The organism is Psychrobacter sp. AOP31-B2-9 (genome assembly GCF_052378005.1).
Taxonomy (GTDB): domain Bacteria; phylum Pseudomonadota; class Gammaproteobacteria; order Pseudomonadales; family Moraxellaceae; genus Psychrobacter.
Genome location: NZ_JBQSXG010000057.1, coordinates 1 through 19,932 on the forward strand (window position 1 = coordinate 1; position 19,932 = coordinate 19,932).

Annotated in this window: 13 protein-coding genes; 1 reads left to right on the top strand and 12 read right to left on the bottom strand. The window is 42.6% G+C overall.

All coding sequences use genetic code 11. The annotated features are described in order from the left end of the window. Positions 1–483: 483 nt before the first annotated feature. Positions 484–1,281, bottom strand: a complete 798-nt coding sequence (locus ACT3SX_RS08210; protein ID WP_225739096.1) for a 3-oxoacyl-ACP reductase — start codon at positions 1,279–1,281, stop codon at positions 484–486. A 653-nt stretch (positions 1,282–1,934) separates the two neighbouring features. Here ACT3SX_RS08210 and ACT3SX_RS08215 point away from each other — a divergent pair. Continuing rightward, positions 1,935–3,056, top strand: coding sequence for an ABC transporter substrate-binding protein (locus tag ACT3SX_RS08215; protein WP_192518678.1), 1,122 nt, complete (start codon positions 1,935–1,937; stop codon positions 3,054–3,056). An 88-nt stretch (positions 3,057–3,144) separates the two neighbouring features. Here ACT3SX_RS08215 and ACT3SX_RS08220 read toward each other — a convergent pair whose 3' ends face one another. From ACT3SX_RS08220 to pilM, 11 genes are all read right to left on the bottom strand, one after another. After that, a complete protein-coding gene (locus tag ACT3SX_RS08220) occupies positions 3,145–4,356 on the bottom strand; it encodes an FUSC family protein (protein ID WP_192518677.1) in 1,212 nt (403 codons plus the stop codon). Between the two features lie 188 nt (positions 4,357–4,544). After that, entirely contained in the window at positions 4,545–5,966 is a 1,422-nt protein-coding gene (locus tag ACT3SX_RS08225) for a glutamate synthase subunit beta (protein WP_192518676.1), read from the bottom strand. 140 nt (positions 5,967–6,106) lie between these two features. Further along, positions 6,107–10,606 carry a glutamate synthase large subunit gene (gene gltB / locus ACT3SX_RS08230; RefSeq protein ID WP_413038431.1) on the bottom strand — a complete coding sequence of 1,500 codons (4,500 nt, stop codon included), beginning with the start codon at positions 10,604–10,606 and terminating at the stop codon, positions 6,107–6,109. Between the two features lie 943 nt (positions 10,607–11,549). Next, positions 11,550–12,581, bottom strand: coding sequence for a hypothetical protein (locus tag ACT3SX_RS08235; RefSeq protein WP_192518674.1), 1,032 nt, complete (start codon positions 12,579–12,581; stop codon positions 11,550–11,552). 128 nt (positions 12,582–12,709) lie between these two features. Further along, the gene (gene aroB / locus ACT3SX_RS08240; RefSeq protein WP_192518673.1) at positions 12,710–13,819 is read right to left on the bottom strand and encodes a 3-dehydroquinate synthase; all 1,110 of its coding nucleotides are present in this window, start codon (positions 13,817–13,819) and stop codon (positions 12,710–12,712) included. Between the two features lie 70 nt (positions 13,820–13,889). After that, a complete protein-coding gene (aroK, locus tag ACT3SX_RS08245) occupies positions 13,890–14,456 on the bottom strand; it encodes a shikimate kinase AroK (RefSeq protein WP_192518672.1) in 567 nt (188 codons plus the stop codon). 219 nt (positions 14,457–14,675) lie between these two features. Further along, positions 14,676–16,889: a type IV pilus secretin PilQ gene (gene pilQ, locus ACT3SX_RS08250; protein WP_192518671.1), complete on the bottom strand. Its 2,214-nt coding sequence runs from the start codon at positions 16,887–16,889 to the stop codon at positions 14,676–14,678. 26 nt (positions 16,890–16,915) lie between these two features. Next, positions 16,916–17,449: a pilus assembly protein PilP gene (locus ACT3SX_RS08255; RefSeq protein WP_192518670.1), complete on the bottom strand. Its 534-nt coding sequence runs from the start codon at positions 17,447–17,449 to the stop codon at positions 16,916–16,918. Next, on the bottom strand, positions 17,449–18,165 hold the full coding sequence (locus ACT3SX_RS08260) for a type 4a pilus biogenesis protein PilO (protein WP_192518669.1): 717 nt from the start codon (positions 18,163–18,165) through the stop codon (positions 17,449–17,451). Before ACT3SX_RS08260 ends, ACT3SX_RS08255 begins: the two co-directional genes overlap by 1 nt. Then, positions 18,162–18,815 carry a PilN domain-containing protein gene (locus ACT3SX_RS08265; RefSeq protein ID WP_192518668.1) on the bottom strand — a complete coding sequence of 218 codons (654 nt, stop codon included), beginning with the start codon at positions 18,813–18,815 and terminating at the stop codon, positions 18,162–18,164. Before ACT3SX_RS08265 ends, ACT3SX_RS08260 begins: the two co-directional genes overlap by 4 nt. Further along, positions 18,815–19,870: a type IV pilus assembly protein PilM gene (pilM, locus tag ACT3SX_RS08270; RefSeq protein WP_192518667.1), complete on the bottom strand. Its 1,056-nt coding sequence runs from the start codon at positions 19,868–19,870 to the stop codon at positions 18,815–18,817. Before pilM ends, ACT3SX_RS08265 begins: the two co-directional genes overlap by 1 nt. Positions 19,871–19,932: the final 62 nt, after the last annotated feature.

The following is a 19,932-nucleotide window of genomic DNA, read 5'->3' on the forward strand; positions in this document are numbered from 1 at the left end:
TACTTCCTTGCATAACCCATTACTCCAATCAGCACTTAAGCACAGTGAATGCACTTAAGCTATATAAGAAATTGATAAAAGAATGAAATTGAAACATAGTTGATAATTAGAGACAAATGTTTTTGTATGACCAAACAAAAAGTTTGTAACTATATGCAACTTATAAATCACAGGTGCCTAAAATAAGTACCTAAAAATGAACTGCCAAACATAAAAAAAGCAACAAATCGGAATACATCCAATCTGTCGCCAATCAATAATACGTGAGAACTAAATAAGCATGATGTCCTATTCTGCACAATGAAAAGTGAGCCCGCTTGCACAGTATACAAACTCTTAGCGCCTATCTGCTACCTAGACATAAACCCAGCCGCCAAGGTTATAAAACCTTACCGTGATAAGAATTAGTACCACTGCTATCTATCGTTATTTTTATGATGCTCACACCGTCAGCTATTCACTAAAAAGCACTAAATAAGTCTATCAAGGCATCGTCAAACCGCCATCGACCGCGATAGACTGTCCAGTAATAGCAGCACTCAAGTCAGATGCCATTAGTAGTACAGAATTGGCAAAGTCGGCCACTGAGGTCGCTTGACGTAACGGTGTCGTCGTAGCGATATAATCGAACACCTCCTCAGTCGTTAAGCTGCTCGCATCTGTAGTTTTCAATAGGCCACCTGCCAGCAGGTTTACCCGAATACCGTACTGTCCTAGCTCGCTTGCCAAGTTGCGCGTCAGCCCAATCAGCGCAGATTTGGCAGTGGTATAGTCGTAATAAGTGACCACTGGGTTGTAGACAAGATTGGTCGAGATATTGATAATCTTGCCCATTTTCTGTAATTTCATCTGTGGCAACACCGCTTGTACTGTGTTAACCGCACCCTTCACGATGCCATCCATTTGCTGCGAGAAGTGGGACCACTTTACGGTTTCGATACTGGTGTACGCAGCACTTGGATTGAACTGATAATTAGGTAAAGCGTTGTTGACCAATATATCAATGCCACCAAAATATTTGATCACTGCTGCTGCCATTGCTTGCATCTGGATTGTATCAGTCACATCTCCTTGATAAGCAAATGCTTGCCCACCTGTCGCTTTAATATCTTCTACCACTGCCTCGGCAGCCTCCTTACTGTTCAGGTAATTGACGCACACACTAGCCCCTGCAGCTGCCATCTGTCTGGCTATTTGTGCGCCGAGACCACGACTGGCACCTGTGACAATAGCAACTTTATCCTTGAGAAGCATTGGTGGTATTGGGTAGCTTTGAGTCATGATGTTGTATCCTTTATTATTGTGTTATGGTTAAACTCACCTATCCTATTCATCATATAAGCGCCATGATAAGAATCATATGACACAGTTATCATAGCTTCGCATTCATCATAGCATGATTACCTAGTGCCCCTAAGCTGACAAAGACTCATACTATATAGTCAGTCCTAAATAAAACAGATACAAATGTAACCATGCAATACTGGTATACATTTTCCTTGCTTGCTGTGCCTGCGCAGACAGAGGCTACGCAAAATGCACCCAGTATCGCTGTATTTATTTTATAGTGGATCGACGATATCTCATATAAAAGCTGTCTTTTTAACAGAAAATCAGTCTATCATAACCACCATTCTTAACGATTGTCTCAATATCCCCTTTAAATCACTGAAACAAATAGCCATAATGGTGTAACTGTTTATATTCACTAGCATTTAGGGTGTGTCCTCATTTTAAAAATGGTGATAAAAATGAGATAAATTGTAGTCAAACAAGGAAAATAGCGCAGATAATATCGAGATATTAGTCAGCTATTTGACGCCGTTTGGCAAGATTTAGCCATTTTTAACCCATTTAGATGGCTATCGATTGAATTGAGGACACGCCCTAGTAGTTTTCACTTATTTGTATCGTTTTTATTTTGGAGAATTGTTTTGACCCATTTACCATCAGGCCCTGCGACTCGTGCGGGCCATATAGTACCAAAAGCATTATTAGCAGCGGCTATCGGCTTGGTGCTTGCCAGCTGCAGCAATTCTGAGAATACCGCAGCTGACAGCAGTACCACTACAAGTGATGTAACGCTTAATCTATACAACTGGTCAGAATATATGCCTCAAGAAATTCTGGATGGTTTTGAAGAAGAGACTGGCATTACCGTTAATTACACTACGTTTGACTCTAATGAAGCCATGTATGCCAAGCTCAAGCTACTCGATGACTCAAGTCAGTACGACCTTGCTGTGCCATCGACCTATTATGTCGAAAAAATGGCTAATGAAGGCTTATTACAAGAAATTGATAAATCAAAATTGAGCAATTTTAAAAATTTGGATACGTCATTTACTAATACCAAAGTAGATCCTGAAAACAAATACTCTATTCCTTATATGTGGGGCAGCACAGGTCTAGCAATCAATGGAGATAGCGTTGATCCTGCGACAGTTAATAGTTGGAATGATCTATGGGATCCCAAGTATAAAGGGCAAGTCATGCTGACCAATGATGTGCGAGAAGTGTTTGGTATGGCGCTATTCACCCTGGGTTACTCAGGTAATAGCAGCAATCCCGATGAAATTGAAGCCGCTTATAACAAGCTCACGACGTTAATGCCCAATGTTAAGACATTCAACTCAGACGCCACACGCATGCCATATATGGAAGGTGAAACCTCAGTGGGTATGAGCTGGAATGGCGAAGCAGTAATCGCCAATGATGAAGGTCTCACCAGCTTGGTTTATAAGTACCCTAGCGAAGGGGCAATCTTATGGATGGACAACTTTGTCATTCCAAAAAACGCCAAGCAAGTAGATGCAGCGCACAAATTTATTGACTATCTATTGCGCCCTGAAAACTCAAAAATCGTCAGCGAAGAAATCGGTTACGCCTCACCAAATATTGCAGCACGTGAAATGATGCCAGACGACGTGAAAAACAATCCTACTATCTATCCTTCTAAGGAAGTACTAGCGAAAGCAGAGTTTCAAGAAGATGTAGGCGATGACGCACTGCAAATATATCAGCAGTATTGGGATAAGCTAAAAACAGGACGTTAATCGCTGCATTTTTTACGAACATAAGATAAAACTAGAGCGTGTTAAAACCAGAAAATAAAAACGCTGACTATCCAAAGTCAGCGTTTTTTTATAAACCCAAATCCCCTTCACCGCCCTGCTCTTTCATTCTACGATGCTCACGACGTTGATAACCAAGACCAGATGCCGCATACCATTGTGGCTTGGTAGTCTGTAGCAAATCACTCATCTGCTGCAATTGCGTCTGTAACGTTTGAGTTAACCAAAAATATCCCTGCCACTCAAATGCCAAACTCTGCACACTTGGATACTCCGAGACTGCGATGCGAGTAATAGGGCGAAACACCTCATCACTTGGACTACGCAATACCGCTGCCATATGATGCATGGCTTGCGTCAGCTCATTCTGATAATGTACCAATAAAATATAATTATCGTCATCGATATCAGTATTTATCAAACGAGGTGCCGCACTCAGCAATAAATCAATGGTTCCGATAATATTACGGTGGGTACGTTGAATGATTTCTAACGTTGGTTTATCGATACCTGACTCACTAGCCGTCGCTGCGATATGTGGCCGCACAGCAAGTAATCGTTTATTAATTTGCTGTAGTTCTGCGACTAGTGCCTCGTTGACAGGTACTTCTTCAACGGGAAAGACCTTTGAGCTCTGCTGCTGGGTCAAAGCATCTTTGATCTCATCAGGAGTATCAATATGCTTGCCGACACCAGCATATAGACTGCTACAAGCATCGAGGTTACTGCTCAATAGAAATCGCCACATCAACGTCGACTTCAGCGGCAAAATGAGTGTCACAGCTACCGAAACGCCTGTACCCAATAAAATATTTAGGGCGCGGTAGATGCCATCTTGGCTCATATTACTTTGGCCCAAATTTGAGATAATCATCAACATAGTGATACCAGTCAGCAATCCCGTATAACCGAGGTTCCTAACTGCTAAATAACCAATAATACTACTGACCAAACCAATCAGCGCATAATACACCCATACCCATGCATTCACGCTATCACTGAACCACAAAATACCGAAAGCTGCGATGATACCAAATATTGTACCCAATATTCGCTCTTTGGCTTTGGTATAAATAGCACCTTGATACTGCAACAATCCCAAAATGATAAACACAGTGATGGTTGTCCACTCTCCATGAGGAAAGCCAGTAAGGGCATTAATTAGCAAAGCAAGTATAACCGCCACACCTAAGCGTATGGCATGCAAAATATCTGCATATTGATAACGAACGTAAGGCTCAATGAACGGAGCAGTTACACGCTGCCAAAGAATTGATTTCACGCAAGATTACTCTCTTTAATGGATAGGAAAAAATAAATGACGAACATCACTCGTTACTAACAAACATGCTATCAGTCGCACTGCAATTTACAAAGCAATAATCAAAAAAACGCCTTTTGCCCATTTAAAGGACAAAAGACGCTCAAGCTAGAACCTGCGTATAAATCGCTAGATTTAGATAAATTATATTATACTTCTAAGAAGTCCAATATACCTTCTGCTGCTTCCCGACCTTCCCAAATAGCCGTTACGACTAAATCAGAACCGCGAACCATATCACCACCAGCGAATATTTTTGGATTTTTTGTTTGGAATTTAAACGTTTGCTGCTCAGCTGCCAATACTCGACCCGAGCTATCCATCGCCACTTGCTGTGACTCAAACCAGTCAGCAGGGCTAGGACGGAAACCAAAAGCCATAATCACAGCATCACAAGGGATAATTTCTTCTGAATTAGGAATCGGTTCAGGACGTTGACGACCACGGTTGTCTGGTGCGCCCAATTGAGTAGTCACAACTTTTACGCCGTTGACCTTACCATTCAAACCAATGATTTCCGTCGGCTGACGATTAAACAAGAACTCAACACCTTCCTCGCGAGCATTAACCACCTCACGGCGAGATCCTGGCATATTTTCTTCATCGCGGCGATAGGCACAGACAACCTTCTCAGCACCTTGACGAATACTGGTACGGTTGCAGTCCATTGCGGTATCACCACCACCTAGCACCACAACTCTCTTGCCTTTAAAGTCGATGTATTCTGCAGGGTTCTTTTCCCAGTCATTACAACGATTCACATTGGCAATCAAGTAGTCTAACGCATCATATACACCTTCTAACTCTTCACCAGCGAAGCCGCCACGCATGTAAGTGTAAGTGCCCATGCCCATGAACACCGCATCGTACTCGCCTAGCAACTCATCAATACTCACATCTGTACCAATTTCTGTCTCAAGACGAAACTCTATACCCATGCCTTCAAAGATGACGCGGCGATTACGCATGACATCTTTTTCCATTTTAAACTCTGGAATACCAAAGGTAAGCAAACCACCAATTTCAGGGCGCTTATCAAACACAACTGGCTTGACACCATTTCTTACTAAAATATCTGCGCAGCCAAGACCTGCAGGCCCTGCCCCAATGATAGCAACCTTTTTATCTGTCCAAACAACATCAGACATGTCAGGACGCCAGCCAAGTGCAAAGGCAGTGTCGTTGATGTATTTTTCAACATTACCAATCGTCACTGCCCCAAAGCCGTCATTTAAGGTACAAGCACCTTCACACAAGCGATCTTGTGGACAGACACGACCACAGACTTCAGGCAAAGTGTTGGTGCGGTGACACAACTCAGCAGCTTGAAATATTTGGCCTTCGGTGGCCAACTTTAGCCAATTAGGAATGTAATTATGTACTGGACATTTCCACTCACAGTACGGATTACCGCATTCAAGACAACGATGTGACTGCTGTGCTACGGCCTCACTCTCAAACGGTTTGTAAATTTCAACAAACTCTGTCGAACGCGTGGCTATGTCTTTTTTGGTCGGTTCTAACCGTGGTACATCTAAAAACTGAAAACTATTTTCTAAGCGTTTTGCCATGATGCTATCTCTCTATAGTGGGCGGTGACAGCGTTTGATAACTGACTCATTTAAAACTTAAGACATGAATATCATTGCCGTCACTTACCTGCTTAAAACTTGTGAGTTAAAACGTATCTTAAAACATATCAGCTATTGCACTATTGCGGATCAGCCATCGTGGTTTTAAGAAGGCTTGCAATGTTCGCCGCTTTTGGTTTCACTAAGTAAAACTTACGAACGTAGTGCTCAAAGTCAGCCAATATAGTCTGACCCCATGCACTGCCTGTTTTATCTACATGAGTTTCAATCACTTTTTGCAAGTGGATTCGATGCTGCTCTGTTTGCTCACTTGAAATACGGTTCAGATCGATAAGCTCATGATTGCAACAATCAAAGAAGTCACCATCCATATCGAGGACATAAGCGAAACCGCCCGTCATACCTGCCCCAAAGTTCAAACCTGTACGTCCAAGAATAGTAACAATACCGCCCGTCATATATTCACAGCAATGATCGCCTGTTCCTTCAATAACAGCATGCGCACCAGAGTTACGAACACCAAAGCGCTCACCTGCTGTACCCGCTGCATACAACCTACCACTGGTCGCACCATATAAACAGGTGTTGCCAATGATAGCCGTATCTTTTGCGGTAAACACTGAGTCTTTTGGTGGATAAATAACAATTTCACCACCTGCCATGCCTTTACCGACATAGTCGTTGGCGTCGCCTTCAAGCTCAATATTTAAACCACCTGCATTCCAAACACCTAAGCTTTGTCCTGCAGTACCAGTTAAATGCAACCTGATTGGCATATCATGCATGCCAAGATTACCCCATACTTGGGCAATTTCACCAGAAATACGTGCACCGATAGAGCGATCACAGTTACCGACATAGTAACTATAATCACCGCCTATTCCTTGGCGAATATTTACAAGCATATCACTAATCATTCGCTCAGCCAGCAACCCTTTATCAAATGGTTCATTTCGTTCTACTTGGCAAGTTTGTGCTTTACCACTGGAGGCTGGATGACTAAATAACAATGGTGTTAAATCAAGATGCTGCTGTTTATCCGTGTTACCTTCTAACACTTCTAATAAATCCGTACGTCCAACTAACTCTTCCATGCTACGCACGCCAAGTGCAGCTAGCCATTCACGGGTTTCAGTTGCCACAAACTTGAAGAAATTAATCAACATTTCAGCTTCGCCGATGAAATGCTCATCACGCAGCTTAGATTTTTGGGTTGCCACACCAGTTGGACAGTTGTTCAAATGACAAATACGTAAATACTTACAACCAACTGCGATCATCGGCGTGGTACCAAAACCGAAACTTTCTGCACCCAAAATGGCGGCTTTTACCACATCAAGCCCTGTTTTTAGACCACCATCAGTTTGTACACGGACTTTATCACGCAGTCCATTGACACGTAGCGACTGATGAGTCTCTGCCAAGCCTAGCTCCCATGGTGAGCCCGCATGGTGGATAGAGGACAATGGAGAAGCTGCTGTACCGCCATCATATCCTGAGATAGTAATGAGGTCGGCATAGGCTTTTGCCACGCCTGTCGCGATAGTGCCAACGCCTGGACGTGATACTAACTTAACCGATACCAAAGCATCCGGATTGACTTGTTTTAAATCAAAAATCAGCTGAGCCAAATCTTCGATAGAATAAATATCATGATGCGGTGGTGGTGAAATTAACGTCACGCCTGGTACGGAATAACGCAATCGTGCAATCAGTGCATTGACTTTACCACCAGGTAGCTGACCACCCTCGCCTGGCTTCGCACCTTGCGCGACTTTAATCTGCATCACTTCTGCTGACCGTAGGTACGCAGGTGTTACGCCAAAGCGACCAGAAGCAACTTGCTTGATTTTTGAGTTACGCAACGTACCATAGCGTACGGGGTCTTCACCGCCCTCACCAGAGTTTGATCGCCCACCAATGGTGTTCATCGCCATGGCAATGGACTCATGTGCTTCAGGTGATAATGCCCCTAGCGACATACCAGCGGAATCAAAACGGGTCAAGATTTTAGAGATATCTTCGACATCGTTGACATCAATAGCACTATCAGTTTTTAACTGTAACAAATCACGTAAAGTTGCGACCGGACGACTATTGACCAAATCCGCATAGTTACGATAGTTTTCATAATCACCAGTACGTACAGCGGTATGAAGACTGTTAATCACATCTGGATTGAAAGCATGATACTCTTTGTTAAAGACAAACTTGAGCAGACCACCTTGATCGAGCGGCGCACGACGCTTAAAGGCATTGGCTGCCAATTGTGCTTGGTCAGCGGCTAGGTCGGCAAAGGTAGCACCTTTAATACGGCTCTGCACACCTTTAAAGCACAAATCTACCACTTCTTCAGAGAGTCCAACTGCTTCAAATAACTGTGCGGCACGGTAAGATACAATGGTAGAAATACCCATTTTTGACAAGATTTTTAGCAGCCCTTTATCCAGACCTTTACGGAAGTTAACCCGTGCTTGAATTGGATCACCAAGCAACTCACCAGTCGCCACTAAATCATCAATGACATCATAAGCCAAGTATGGATAAACACAGGTTGCACCAAAGCCAATCAATACAGCCACTTGATGCGAGTCACGAGCCAAACCGGTCTCAATGATTAAGTTAGCATCCGTACGAATACCTTGGCCAATAAGATAGTGATGCACAGCCCCAGTAACCATAATAGCATTGGCGGGTATTTTATCTGCATCAATATCTTTATCAGATAATACTATTAGCGTATTACCAGCACGAATGGTACTCGCCACTTGCTCACAGATAGCCGTGATGGCGTCTGATAGTTCTAAGTTACGATCATAGTTCAAATCTATACGTGCCATCTTAAATGATGGATCGTCTAGATCTTCCAACTGTTTCATCTTACTGGCTGACAATACCGGTGATGATAAAATAATACGGTGAGCATCTCTCGCTGATGGCGCAAACACATTAGTTTCAGCACCCAAGCACGTCTGTAGCGACATCACGATAGATTCACGTAATGGATCAATCGGTGGATTGGTTACCTGTGCAAACTGCTGACGGAAGAAATCACCTATATGGCGTATTTGCTGTGACAACACGGCCATTGGTGTATCATCACCCATCGAGCCAACTGGCTCTTGACCGTTTTCGGCGTTGGGACGAATGATTTCAGTACGCTCTTCATTGGTAATGTGATACATTTTTTGCAATGCTTTTAGCTGTTCACCTCGGCATGCTTGCACTGAAAGTTCTTCTTCTAGTCGCTCATCATCACGAATACGAGTTGCTTCTTCACGCAGCCATTTACGGTATGGATGTGCTTTTTTCAATAACGTAGCAATGGCTTTAGTGTCTAGAATCTGCCCAGTTAAAGTATCGATAACCAACATTTGACCTGGACCGACACGACCTTTTGCTAATACATCTTTAGGATCATAATCCCAAACGCCAACCTCAGAAGCTACTGTAATATAGCCGTTCTTAGTCGTCACCCAACGTGACGGACGTAGACCGTTTCGATCAAGCATACAGACTGCATAACGCCCATCTTGAATAACCAAACCGGCTGGGCCATCCCAAGCTTCCATATGCTGCGAATAGAACTCATAAAACGCACGCAAATCCATATCCATACTATCGACGTTCTGCCATGCTGGCGGTACTAGAATAGACATCGCATGGAACAAGTTCATGCCACCTGACATGAGCACTTCAAGCATATTATCCAAACTTGATGAATCAGAACCGCTGCTGTTTACGAGCGGTGTTAGCTGGTTCAAATTGGGAAGCTTGTCTGATTTTAGTTTTGGTGTACGAGCTTCAGACCAGTTACGGTTACCAGTAATCGTATTCAACTCACCATTGTGTGCCAAATAACGGAATGGCTGTGCCAATGGCCAGCGTGGTAACGTATTAGTAGAAAAGCGCTGATGGAATACCACAATATGTGAAGCCAAACGCTTGTCTTGTAAATCTAAAAAGAAAGCAGGCAGGTCTGATGGCATTACCAAACCTTTATAAATAATCGTCTGGCAACTCAAAGAACAAACATAAAACAGTTCGTCATCCAACAAACGTTGCTCTGCTTTCTTACGTGCGACAAACAGCTTGCGATTAAAATCATCCGCAGCTAAATCATCGGGAGCATTAACAAATACCTGCTGAAAATCTGGTAGCGTCTCACGACCAATCTCACCAACGATACTGAGATCAAGTGGCACATCACGCCAGCCAGCCACTTCTAACCCTTGGGCTGTAATTTCATCGCTTAATATTTTTTGGCTATATTCAGCTTTATCACTATCTAAATTAACGAACACCATGCCAACGGCAAAATTATCCGTAATGGCAAATTGCTGCTCATCAGCAATCTGTTTGAAGAAATCGGTAGGCGTCGCTAATAGTAAGCCACAACCATCACCAGTTTTACCATCAGCAGCAACACCGCCACGGTGAGTCATACAGCTTAGACTATGAATAGCAGTTTTTACCAAATCATGACTGGCTTGCCCTTCAATATGGGCAATCAAACCAAAACCACAGTTATCAGAAAAGTCATCTGGCGTTGCCAGGTGAGTTTGCGAGGAAATCATTGACATAGCTGGTCCTTGTGAGTAAACGGGTAGCCTATACATCCAATGCGGCACATAAGCTAGCACCCGTAAGCAGAACGGGCTGATAATTAATATTCGTATCCAAATTAATAAATAGCGCAACGCTCAGAGACACTCTGCATTAAGAGCAAGGTCAGATCCTTAACCCTCTTAGTCATGAGCCTATGTCTCAATAAATAATTAGCGTATTAACAGATAGTAAGTAATTGCTCTTGGCAACAGGAGAACGTAACACCTTGCATACCAATTACTTAGTTATCAATAACGTAATGTCGTTATTTTGAGTATCACTTATTATCAAACCATACCTAACGCTTAAAGCCAATCCGTTGAGTATTTGATAACAATGCATTTGATTAATTTTGAATATCTGACGCTCTGTATTCAAGCGCTTTATTAACCCTAAAAAGAGTGAAAATAAGAGAGGTTGCGTCACTTGCAATCGCTGATATACAAATAAAAAATAGCGGCGCTTGAGGCAAAAAAACGTTAGTAACTTACCTTATAAACAACAGAATCATACTAATCGACTGTTAAATAAACAGTTTTTACGATAACTATACAGAACGTCGCCCATAGTTATATTAGTTAATGATGGACAAAAAATCTAGTCTTTTCTACTGATTCATCAACCATATTTTGTAAGAGAACTTATTACTATTGGTTATAGAACCACCAAAACCTTGAAGCAAAAACGTAAAATAAAGCGATGATTGTCAGGCTGCGTTGAGGATTTACACCAATAAAGATTACAAAGAAAATCAGGGTGGTCACTACCTTTTGTATACCAAGCAAGTGTGACATAGTGAGATCATGTTAAAGCTCACTATAGTCAAATCTATATCAATAAATAAACGAGCGACTAAACACAGCCTAGCACAGCCTAGCAACGATTTAGCTGTGTTTAGTCCATCGAATGTTTAATACTCAAATTGAGAACGCGCCCCAAATAGCGCGACCATCACTAATTACTCTTAGACTCTATCAGCGCTTTCATACTGTCATCACTGTCTTTAGGAGGCGTATTAGTATTCGTATTACTATTGCCAGAACTTGTGCTATTAGTCGTACTTGGCGGCTTAGGGGTTGGCACTATTGGCGGTTTTGGAGGTGTACTACTATCAGGGACTGCTGTCGCAGGCTTTTTATTGTCCTGTTCAGGCTTGTTTGAGTTGCCCTCATTTTTATTCGCTGTAACAGGGGTTACTTGTTCATCATTCACAACAGTACGTTCTTCATTAACCGATAAAGTATCAGAGGTATCTGCTGACTGACGAATGCTTTCACTGCCCGGTTCTTGGTCTTCTGGTGGTTTCTGACGCACTGGAACCTCACGCTTAGTAGGCTCTAGATCAACTGCACGAATACTCTTGGCGCTCAAATCCTGCATCGGCTCCGAACGTGTATAGTTATCAATGAGGCCAACATAGCGATTGATTTCTTCTGGTAATGCACGCACATTAGCAGGTAATCTAAAGTCTATAAGTTTTGTTGCCCCAACAGCTTCTTGTGGGCTACTCATCAATCCATAAATCAGCATATAACGTGTTTGCTTCTTATCATCAAGATAACGAAAATAAGCAAATTTATCTCGATCTTCACGCCCGTCTAAATAACTAGTAATCACCTCGTTTTCAGCAACATTCATTACCTGAACGGTCCACTTACCCTTATGAGCGAGTAAGTAACCTTTGTCTTTAAATTCATCAGGGTAATTGCGCAAATCTCGAATCGCCGCATCAAAACTAATTGGCTGTACATCCGTATCAAGCTCATGCAACGATTCAATTTTTAAAGGCTGCTCAAGTTCAGTGCTAAGCGTCTCCGGTGCTGATATCGGAGCATTTTCAATTTTGGCACCCATTGCCGGCGTTTGACTAAACATCCAAATGAGAGCCGTAACTACGCCTAATAATAAGGTTACTACCAGCCAAATCAATGCTTGACGTCGATATGATTGGCTAGCGGTACGCGGCGTCGGTCTTGAGGCGGCCATGAGGGTATCCTTGGTAAAATAAAGTTGACTGCATTAAATAACGATATATGCACATAGTATTAGCGCAAACCAGTATACTTGAATGCTTAATTTCAATAAGCATTTATAGTAACTGAGATTTTGAGAGATTACGCGCTTGGCTGTGATAACACCTCAGTCAAAAGCTTGGGATCAAAATCATTGGTCATTACAGCCTTACCTAGAGATTTTAACAAAATGAGACGGATTTGTCCGTGTTTCACTTTTTTATCATGCCCCATCAAACTCAAAGCAGTTTGCGCATCAATAGTTGGTGCTGCAATGGGTAAGTTGGCCAACATTAAAATACGTTTAATACGAGCCACTTCTTCGATCGTTAACCAACCAATTTTTTGTGAGAGCTCAGCAGCTTGTACCATACCAGCAGCGACTGCTTCGCCATGTAGCCAATTACCATAGCCTTGATGTGTTTCAATCACATGCCCAAAAGTATGACCAAAGTTCAGTAGCGCGCGTACACCTGACTCTCTTTCATCTTGCGCAACGACATCAGCCTTATACTGACAGCAGCGTTTTACTGCATCGCCAAGTACCGCCAAATCTAATGCTATCATTGCAGGTAGATTGTCCTCAAGCCAAGTCAAAAAAGGCTCATCCATAATAAGCGCATACTTAATAACCTCAGCCAACCCTGCTGACAGCTCACGCTCAGGCAAAGTTCTCAGTGTACTCATATCCGCAAGTACCATTTGTGGCTGCCAAAAAGCACCAATCATATTTTTACCATGAGGATGATTGATTCCTGTCTTACCACCTACACTGGAATCCACTTGCGACAAAAGCGTTGTTGGAATTTGAATAAAGTTCACTCCGCGCATAAAACTTGCTGCAGCAAACCCTGTCATATCACCAATAACACCTCCACCTAACGCAATAAGTGTCACATCACGATTAAAATGCTTTGCCATCAATGCATCATAAATGAGGTTGATATTCGCTTGATTTTTATACTGCTCACCATCTGGTAGTACACAAGTGCTAACCGTAAACTGCTTTGTTAGCTCGTCCTCCAGTTCTTTTAAATACAAAGGAGCAACGGTGTCATTCGTGACAATCAAAACTTGGCGACCACTAATATAAGGAGTGACCTGTTCTGCCATGCTATTATTTTCTATCGCCGTTTTTTCCGTAATGACAATTGGATAGTCATGACTTTGCGTATGCACTGTCAAACCATCATGAAACATTGACTTTGTCATTAGAGACTCCCTAAGCATTTTAATAAAATAAAAGTGACTTAACTTCAGTAATAATATCGTCGATCATTACTTATGATTCATTTTCTTTATGGTTTGGCACTGTGACAGTAGATACACTAAAGGACTCTAGTTGCTGTAAGAGTTGGTTAACCATATGACGAGGATAAGTATGACCCGTTGGCATAACAATATCAGCAACTTGACGGTATAATGGATCACGCTTGCTATATAAATCTTGCAAGATTTTCCTAGGATTGGGCTGCTGTAATAATGGGCGTGATTTATCTTTGGCAGTACGTGCCATTTGGACATCAACTGGCGCATTCAAATACACAACGATACCGCGCTGCTGTAAAAACGCTCTATTCTCAGCGCACATAACAGCTCCACCACCAGTAGCCAATACAATTTGGTTTTTTTGAGTCAACTCATCGATAGCTCGCGTTTCACGCTCACGAAACCCCGCTTCGCCTTCTTTGGCAAAGATCCACGCAATATCAGCGCCTGTCTGCGACTCGACATACCAGTCACTATCTACAAAGGTGCGACCTAACTGCTTAGCAAGCAGTTTTCCAATTGTCGTCTTCCCTGCTCCCATCGGCCCTACTAAAAACACCGATGGCAATTCCTCAACCATAATACTTACTCAGTTAAATTAGCTATCATACAACGTCATTGATATTCTGGCTAGTAACGAGGCTCTATTATTAGTAATAACTGAGTGCCTGTTGACCATTCACAAATAAGCACTACTGATCACTAAAACAAGGCCATAAAAAAGCAAGCACTTAGGCTTGCTTTTTTCTTTTATTGGATAACATACTATTAGCTGTAACTTACACAGCCAATACTATTATTAATCCAAGCGACTAACACCATCATTAATCAACTTAGTCGTGATGAATATCAACAACTCTTGTTTCTCATTACTACGCACATCTTTGCGGAAGGCGCGGCCAATATACGGCAAATCCCCTAAGAAAGGCACTTTATCCACGCCGTTACTGGTACGGTTTTTGAACACGCCACCTAAGACCACGGTCTGGCCATCTTCGATGATAACGTTGGTTGAGATTGAGTCTTCAGCGATGGCGACCTGATTGTTGATGATGGTCGGTGTGCCATTGGTGATGAGGAGTTGTAGGCCAATTTTACCATCAGGGGTGATGTTTGGCGTGGCCTCCAAGCTCAGCGCCGCTTCTTTAAAGCTGGTGGTGGTCGCGCCACTGGCTGAGGCCTCTTGATACGGAATCTGAGTCCCAGATGACACCTTTGCGGTTTGTTTATCCGCGGTCAAAATCTTCGGCGTCGAGATGACTTCACCGCGATTGTCCGCTTGCAGCGCTGATAGCTCAAGGTCGAGCATCACATCTGATACATTCAAGATACCAAAAGCAACACCTGCAGGGTTTGAAATACCCAAATCAACGTTCAAGCCACTAGATGTCAGACGGTTATCATCGGGTTTGCCATCAAACAAAATACCCCAACTTACGCCAAGCTCCTTACTAAAGCTATCGGTTGCACTAACGATACGCGCTTCAATCATGACCTGACGGACTGGAATATCAATTTTACCAATCAATTTATGAATATTTTCGATGCTTTCAGCAACGTCTTTGATAATCAAGGTATTGGTACGCTCATCAACCGTGACGGTACCGCGATTTGACAACAAAGAGTTATTGTCGTCGGCACGGTTTGAGCTACTACCAGAAGAGCCGCTGCCTTGAGAAATCAATGTCAGAACATCTTGCGCTTTAGCATAGCTTAAGCGGATGTACTCTGTACGTAACGGTGCAAAAGATTCAACCGCTTGCTGTGCTTCAAGCTCACGTGCCTCTTGCTCGGCAAGCTCGGTAGCAGGTGCCACCAAAATTACATTGCCATTTTCACGTTTACCGAGATTTTTACTCTTTAAGATAATATCAAGCGCCTGATCCCACGGCACGTTGATAAGACGCAAGGTGATATTCCCAGCAACTGAATCATTAGCCACGATATTCATTTCTGTAAACTGCGCTAAAATATCTAAGACACTACGAATTTCAACGTCTTGGAATTCCATAGATAATGGCTCACCACTATATACTTTTTCTTCAAGCGTCGGCTCACGTAATAGTGCTGGCTTATTGATACTAATGTTTAATTGACTACCTGATTGATAGGCTTGATACTCATAATCATCAGTCATATTAATAGTAATGACACCATTCTGACCTTGATTCTTGGTATCAATGCTATTAACAAGACCACTATTAATATTTAAACGGCGTAATAGGTTTCTAGGCACTGTACTACCAGTTAAATATACCACCAACTTGTTACCTTGGCGTTGTACGTCAACTGGTATGGCTTCATTGTTAAGTGCGATACTAACATTACCACCGCCATCATTTCCTGCTGAAAAATCAACCGCACTCAACCCTTCATAGCTATACTGCTTGCTCACTTGTGAAGAAGCAAGTTGTGGACTCAACAATGGATTGACTCTGACTACCATCGTATCCGCTGGTACTTGGTTTTCAGTCACAGTCTGACTGCTTGTATTAGCAGTATATCCACTACTGGCTTCTACAATTGGTGTCGTTGTGACATTATTGTTCAATACATCTTGGACAGGATCGCTGGTCATCACTGAACCATTGGGATCAGTGATGGTTAATACTAAATCGTTGCCATCAATCGTTGTTGTATAACTGCCTGTTTGTTTTAATCCAACAATAAGGCGAGTGGTACTGTCACTACTTAGCGTAGTGAGATCATTGACTATCCCAGTATTGTATTCACTAAAGCGACTTGCAAGTCCGTTTTGTACTTGCTCAAAATCTAATACCAAACGGCTAGGGTCATCAAGTTGATAAGCTGCAGGTAATACTGGTGAACCTGAAAAACCCAAACGAATTTGCGTCACTGCTGGCGCAGTTTGCACCACAGAGACATCATTAATGCGCTGTGCAGCATGGGCACTGTTGCTCACTGCTACCATACTAATTGCCAATGCTGAAATGGCAAAAGCAGAAGAGACGCGGTTGCTCATCATCGTTACCTTGTTATTGCGTACTGTCATTATTTATTCCTCAAAAATCTGCCGACTTAGCTTATAGGGGAAACCAACGACTGGGGTTTTTCAACGAACCCTGCGCGGCTGTCTGGCACAATTTCAATCAAGTTAATCTGAGTCGGCGTGATTTCAACAATACGGCCGTTATTTACGCCAAGATAATCACCTACTTTAACATTCGCGACTGAACCATCAGGACGCTGTATCAACGCATACTCTTGACCTTCAGGTGAAGTAACAACACCGCGAAAGACCAGTTGCGCTAATTCATATTGTTCCAATTGTTCTTTTACCCTTGCAGGATCAGGGCGCACGCCGTCGATAGAAGTAGTAGGGCCTTGTGCATTCACTAAACTCGGTGGTAAAAATGGACTGCGCTGGGCACTGGCACTATAGACAAAATCTTCTACCAGCTCAGCCTTGGGCGGTGGCTCGATAGGCTGTGCAGGCTGATTACGTATGTCCGTCATTGCTTGCTCTGCCATACCAATACGATCTGTACAACCTGTTATCGATAAAACAGCAATGCTTAAGGCCAATAGCGTAGGCAGTTTTTGAATAGTCATTAGTTGCCTCCTGCATTATCAGTAGTAGCTTCAGTATCACTCTCAGAATTTACTTCTTTTGAGCGATAAGTTTTGGTTTGCAGTACCAAATTAAGCTCCGGTAAAACATCCAAAGTTGGCTTCGGATTGCTAACTTCAAAATCATGCATAGTAATGATTCGCGGTAGAGCAGCAAGACCACTAATAAAACTACCAAACTGGTGGTATTCACCTAACGCAGCAATACGAATAGGTTGCTCAATAAAGAATTCCTTTTCAATTTCAGGCTCAACCGAAATATCTTGAAAACGTATGTTACTACCCACGCCCGTCATGTTGATACCTTCTACTAACTCTGACACACGTGTTTCTTTTGGCAACTGATCAAGCAAAGTATTAAACTCAGTTTCCATTTGAACTACTTGTGCTTTGTAGGCTTCTAAATGACGTGCCCGTGATTCTTTTTCACGGTAACTATCTAGTAAAGTCTTTTGCTGACTCTCAGCAGCCTTTATTTCATCAATTTTGCTACTAATCGGTAGGGCCCATGCTAATGCCACTATAAGCGTAACAATCAGCCCGATTACGGTTGCTTTTACTGGTAATGGCCAACTGCCATAGTTTTCAGAATCCAACGATTCAAAACTGCGACGAAACTCCTGCAAATCAAACTGCTTCTTTGTTTTAGAGGCCGCTTTTTTGTTTTTGATTAGACTTTTTTTACGGCTAAGCTTCATAACTCACCTCCAAGACTAGTACTAGCGTCATCAGGTTTGGCTGACTCTGACTGAACTTTAGTCGTTACTACAAACTGAACATAGCTGTCTTCAGGATAAGCAGGACGTGGTTGCGTACCAGTAGTAACCGTACTGTTAAGCACTGGAGCAGATTCATAAGCATTGATATTCTGTTGAATGTTACTAACAGCTGAGCCATCCATCCATTTGCTCTTATCAAGATTGCGAATCAAACTTGACACAACATTTGGGTTATCCGCTAAACCTGTGAGAGTAAGCGTATCGCCTTCACGTTTTAAATTATTTAAGTAAAGTGCTGGAGGCATGGCTTTTGCAAGATCATCCCATAAACGTACAGGCACAGGGCGTCGGCCTTGCAAATCTTGAATAACCTGCATCCGTGAAATGATATCTTCACGCCGCTGCTCTAGACTATCAATTTCAACTAATACTGTGTCTAAACGGGTGTTTTCCTGTTCAATCAAAGCATTTGCATCACGTTGTTCATCAAGCGCATTGTTAAAATAACTCCATGAAGCAAATGCTGCCAGTAAAGCCAGCAGAGTCACCGCTACTACCAAAGTTATAAATTCTTTATTGCGACGTTCGCGCTCTTCTTGTCGCCAGGGTAAGAGGTTAATACGAGCCATTAGTCGAAGCTCCTTAACGCAAGACCGCATGCGGCCATTAGGCTTGGTGCATCAATTGCTAGTTGCTCATTATCAATATTCGGTGCAATGGTCATATTAATAAAAGGATTCGCAGTACTAACAGTCACACCAAGTTTTTGTTGTGCCATACCTGCAAGACCCGCAATAGAGCTGCTACCGCCAGCCAGCACTACGTGATCAATACTGCTGTATTGGCTCGAAGAAAAATAAAACTGTAATGATCGAGTAATTTGTTGAATCGTACTTTCAATAAAAGGAATCAATACATCAGGGTGATAATCATCAGGCAACGTGTTTTCACGCTTGCTTATTGCAGCTTCTTCAGCGGATAACCCATAACGGTTTTGTATTGCTTCTGTCAGTTGAACACCACCAAACAACTGCTCACGACTGTATATAAACTCACCGTTTTTGGCGACGTATAATGTCGTTTGATTATGTCCAATATCAACCAATGCGACCAACTCTGGATTACTCGGTAAATTATCTACCATGAGTCCAAAAGCACGCTCAATCGCGTGAGACTCAATATCGACAACCTTAGTCTGTAACCCACCAAAGGTTAGTGCATCAACTCGTTGATCGACGTTTTCTGAGCGAGACGCCGCAAGCAACACCTGCACCATCTCGTCACTGGCTAAAGAAGGACCGACCACTTCAAAATCCAAGTTAACGTCTTCTAATGGGTAAGGGACATATTGATCGGCATCTAAGCGTATTTGAGCTTCACGCTCAACATCGCTTAGCGATTTGTCCATATCGATAATTTTGGTAATGACGGCTGACCCTGAGACCGCAGTAGCAGCATCAGCACCAGCCACTTGGCAACGTTTAGCTAAGCTAGTAATAATATTACCAACCGCTTCAGTATCTAAGAGAAGTTTATCGACGACTATACCTTCCGGCAGCCTCTCAATACCATAAGATTTTAGATGAAACATGCCTTGTTGGCGCTGTATATCAACCAATTTCACTGAGGTGGCACAGATATCCACACCAATCAAATGTTGATTTTTGGAAGTAAATAGCCTCACAAACTCTATACCTTATATTAAGTGTACAATCTGATAGTTATTTGTAATAATTGAATACAATA